The 3,955-nt window shown below is 70.8% G+C and carries 4 protein-coding genes; 3 read left to right on the top strand and 1 reads right to left on the bottom strand.

Going from position 1 to position 3,955, the window contains the following annotated elements; all coding sequences use genetic code 11:
* Positions 1-862, bottom strand: an 862-nt coding sequence (locus ACWCSD_RS49250) for a carbamoyltransferase N-terminal domain-containing protein (protein WP_449926211.1), incomplete at its 3' end; no start/stop codon positions are given.
* A gap of 223 nt (positions 863-1,085) precedes the next feature.
* Here ACWCSD_RS49250 and ACWCSD_RS49255 point away from each other — a divergent pair.
* The 3 genes from ACWCSD_RS49255 to ACWCSD_RS49265 all read left to right on the top strand — a co-directional run.
* Complete coding sequence (locus tag ACWCSD_RS49255) at positions 1,086-1,583, top strand: hypothetical protein (protein ID WP_449926214.1); 498 nt, start codon at positions 1,086-1,088, stop codon at positions 1,581-1,583.
* Positions 1,584-1,781: 198 nt separating this feature from the next.
* The gene (locus ACWCSD_RS49260; RefSeq protein WP_358291795.1) at positions 1,782-2,414 is read left to right on the top strand and encodes a GOLPH3/VPS74 family protein; all 633 of its coding nucleotides are present in this window, start codon (positions 1,782-1,784) and stop codon (positions 2,412-2,414) included.
* 55 nt (positions 2,415-2,469) lie between these two features.
* Positions 2,470-3,955: APC family permease (locus ACWCSD_RS49265; protein WP_449926217.1), on the top strand; the 1,486-nt coding region annotated here is incomplete at its 3' end.

Below are 3,955 nucleotides of genomic sequence, written 5' to 3' on the forward strand. Positions count from 1 at the left end.
TGAACACCTCGCGGAACGGCGACTCGCGGACGATCCGGCCGTTGGCCGTGGCGTTGAGCGCGGCGCCGCCGGCGTAGACCAGCCGGTCCAGGCCGGTCTGCCCGTGCAGCCAGGCGACCACCTGGGCCAGGGCGTTCTCGAAGACGCGCTGGCCGGCCGCGGCCAGGTCCGCCGCCCGGGAGAAGCGTTCGCCGCCGGGCTCGTAGACGTAGGCGTCCCGCTGGGCGAAGGTCTCGATCCACTCCTCGGGGATGAACACCTCGTGGCCGCGTACGTCGAGGTCGGGCAGGCCGTACACGTACGCGTCGCCGAACGGGGCCAGGCCCATGACCTTGGCCTCGTTGCCCTCGCCCTCGGGCCACAGCAGCCTGGTCAGCAGGGTGTAGAAGCAGCCGAGGCCGGTCGGCCGGGCCCAGTCGCCGTCCCAGAGCTGCTTGGCCAGGCACTCGACCGGGCCGCCGCGCTCGCAGCGGTAGAACGAGGCGACCTCCAGCATGTCGTCGCGGGTGCCCTTCGGCAGCCGGACCGGCTCGGTGAAGTCCCTGACCCGGCTGCCCTGCGCGCCGATCACCAGGCCCGCCGCCCGGTCGAACGGCGAGGGCGGGAACGCGCTGTAGAGGTGGCTGAGATGGTGGGAGACCAGGACGACCCGGGCGTCCTCCTTGAGGCTCAGCGTCTCGCGCAGCTCCTCCTCGTAGGCGTCCTTGTGCTCGATCTCGGTGTCGGCGGCGTATCCCTCGACCACGAGGTCCACGGGCTCCTTGAGCAGCGGCATCTCGGGCAGATACAGGTCCGGCAGGTCGCCCAGACGGCCCCAGTGGTGCCTGCGCCGGGTGATGCGCTCCTTCTGCAGGCTGTACATGCCCGACTCGCCCACAGCGACAGCAACAGAACCATCCTGAGTACGATTTATGCCGACAACGATAGGAACATCCGTCATCTCTGGTGCCTCCTGGGCTGTGATCACCGGCACCAGTACCCGGGCCCGGGACAAGACCATCCCTCAACCGCGTAACGGACACGTCAGCCCGCAGCCGCCCGCGAACCGGGCGAACTTGTGCGCCGGGCGCGCAGTCAAACCCTGCATGACGACGAAGCACATCATCGCGGCGGCGACCCTCGCGGCGGGCGTCGCGCTGGCCGGGATCGCCTCCCCCGCGCTCGCCGCCCCCGCCTTCGGCCCCCAGGGATACGGCGGGGTCACGCTGGGCATGAGCGCCAAGGCCGCCCAGGCCACCGGGAAGATCGTCCACAAGCCCGGCCTCGACTCCCCCACCTGCTCCGGCTGGGACCTCAAGGCCCAGCGGACCGGCCGCGACGCGGTCGGCCTCTTCATCTCCAAGAAGCAGGGCGTGGCGATCATCTTCGCCCCGAAGGGCGCCAAGACGCCGCAGGGCATCGGCATCGGCTCGACCAACGCCCAGCTCAAGCGCGCGTACGCGAACAAGCTGCGGACGGCCGCGAGCGGCTTCCCGTACGTCGCCGTGCCGGGCAACGTCAAGGCGCACTACTACTTCCTGCTCCGCGGCGGCAAGATCTACGAGATGGGCCTGGCCCTCGACAAGCAGGACTGCGCGAACTGACGATCCGAACCCCCGGCGACCATCGGTTGACGGGCCCGATCGGGCGGCACCGGCTTCTCCATGAAGCCGGTGTTTTTATTTCCCGATAAATAGGGTCTAGCCCGGAGATGCGGGTTTTTGGTACAAATTGCCGCTGGCGGCTACACGCTGCTTCCTGAACCGGTCATCCACCAATTCCTATAGTGAGCGGGCCGATTTTTGCTTGCCGATGATTTCTTCTTCGTCTGCTGGGACGCGACGGGCTCGGGCAAGCCTCGGCTGCACGTCCCGGGCGTGGCGCTCGGCCTGGCCGGAGCGCTGCTCGCGGAGCTGGTGCTGGAGCAGCGGATCACCGTCGAGGGGGTCCGGCTGCGGGTGGTCGACCGGCGCCGGGTCCCGGACGAGCTGACCGGAAAGGTGCTGACCGAAATAGGCAATTCCCCGCAGCACACCGATGTGCGGACCTGGCTGGCCTACCTCGCACAACGCTCGGTCACCGAAGTAACCAGCCGGTTGATGGGTAATGGTCTGCTCGACCGCGAATCCCCGAGGCTGCTCAAGCGTAAACAATTCCGCTATTTCTCCACCGACTTCAACCGGGCCATGTGGCCCTCCGCCCGGCTGCGGCTCGCGCTGGTGAAGTGGCAGCCGCTGACCCCGCACGACATGGCGCTGGCGGCGCTGGCCGAGGCCTGCGACCTGACCGACGTCGTCGTCGAGGACCCGGCCGACCGGCGCGGCGCCCACCAGTACCTGACCACGGTGCTGGCCGCGATGCCCCAGCCGCTCAGCGACCTCGGCCGCCAGGTGAGCGCGGCCGTCGGCGACGCCGTCCTGACCTACCGGACGTGAGCCCCGGACCGCCGACCCGACCACACCGCACCTGAACCCCCCAGAAAGGAACGCGATGCCCTCCGCGAGATCCGGCGCCGCGCCCGACCCGATCGCCGGCGCCCTGGCCGCCGACCGGCTCGGCGCGCCCTCGGTCGTCTACTTCGTCCTGTCGGCCGCCGCGCCGCTCACCGTCGTCGCCGGTGTGATCACCACCGGCTACGCCGTCACCGGCATCACCGGGCTGCCGATCGCGTTCCTGGTCGTGGGCGCGGTGCTGGCGGTGTTCGCGGTCGGCTACGTGGCCATGGCCCGCCACATGGCCAACGCCGGCGCGTTCTACACCTACGTCAGCCGGGGCCTCGGCCGTCCGGCGGGCATCGCGGCGGCCTGGGTGGCGCTGATCGCCTACAACGCCCTCCAGGTCGGCCTGTACGGCGCCTTCGGCGCGGCGGCCACCCCGCTGCTCGAACGCTGGTTCGGCGGCGCGCCGCCCTGGTGGGCCATCTCGCTGGTCGCCTGGGCGCTGGTGGGCGTACTCGGGCTGATGCGGGTGGACGTCAACGGGCGGCTGCTGGCCGTCCTGCTCACCGCCGAGGTGGCGGTCATCCTGCTGTTCGACCTGGCGGACCTGGTCAACCCGGCGCGGTCGGGGTTCTCGGCCGAGACGCTGTCGCCCGCGGCGCTGTTCGTGCCGGGGGTGGGGGCGCTGCTGGTCATCGCGACGCTCGGGTTCGTCGGGTTCGAGTCGTCGGTGGTGTTCTCGGAGGAGAGCCGGGATCCGCGGCGTACCGTGCCGCTGGCCACGTACGCGTCGGTGGCGATCATCGCGGGTCTGTACGCGCTGTCGTCGTGGGCGATGACGGTCGCGACGGGACCGGCGGACATCGTCGCCGCCGCGCGCCGCGACCAGGCCGAGACGATCTTCATCATCGCGAACCAGCACCTCGGCGGCGCGGTCGTGGACATCGCCCGGGTGCTCTTCGTCACCAGCGTGTTCGCCGCCATGATCTCCTTCCACAACACCACCGCCCGGTACTTCTTCGCGCTCGGCCGCGAGCGGGTGCTGCCCGCCTTTTTCGGCCGCACCCGGCCGCGCAGCGGCGCGCCCCGGTCGGGCTCGATCGCGCAGACCGTGCTCGGGCTGGTCGTCATCGTGGTCTACGCGGTCCTGGGGCTCGACCCGCTGGTGCAGCTCTTCTTCTACGGCGGCTCGTTCGGCGGGTTCGGGGTGCTGCTGCTGGTGTTCGTGACCTCGATCGCGATCGTCGCCTTCTTCGCCCGGCAGCCGAGCGGGGAGAGCCTCGCGCGGCGGTTCCTGGCCCCCGTGCCCGCCGCGCTGGCGCTGGCGGTGATGGTCTGGCTCGCGCTGGACAACTTCCCGACGCTGCTCGGGGTGCCCGAGGGCGATCCGCTCGCCTGGATCCTGCCGGTCGTGTACGCGGTGGCCGCCCTGTTCGGCGTGGGCTGGGCGCTGGTCCTGCGCACGGGACAGCCGAGCGTGTACTCGCTGGTGGGCCGGGAGGGCCGCGACCGGCTGGCGGAGCTGACCGGCCGGCGCT

It is taken from the genome of Nonomuraea sp. NPDC001684 (assembly GCF_053596515.1).

Excerpts from the sequence above, each read along its gene's own strand:
- ACWCSD_RS49255 (WP_449926214.1), top strand. The coding sequence starts at position 1,086 with ATGACGACGAAGCACATCATCGCGGCGGCGACCCTCGCGGCGGGCGTC.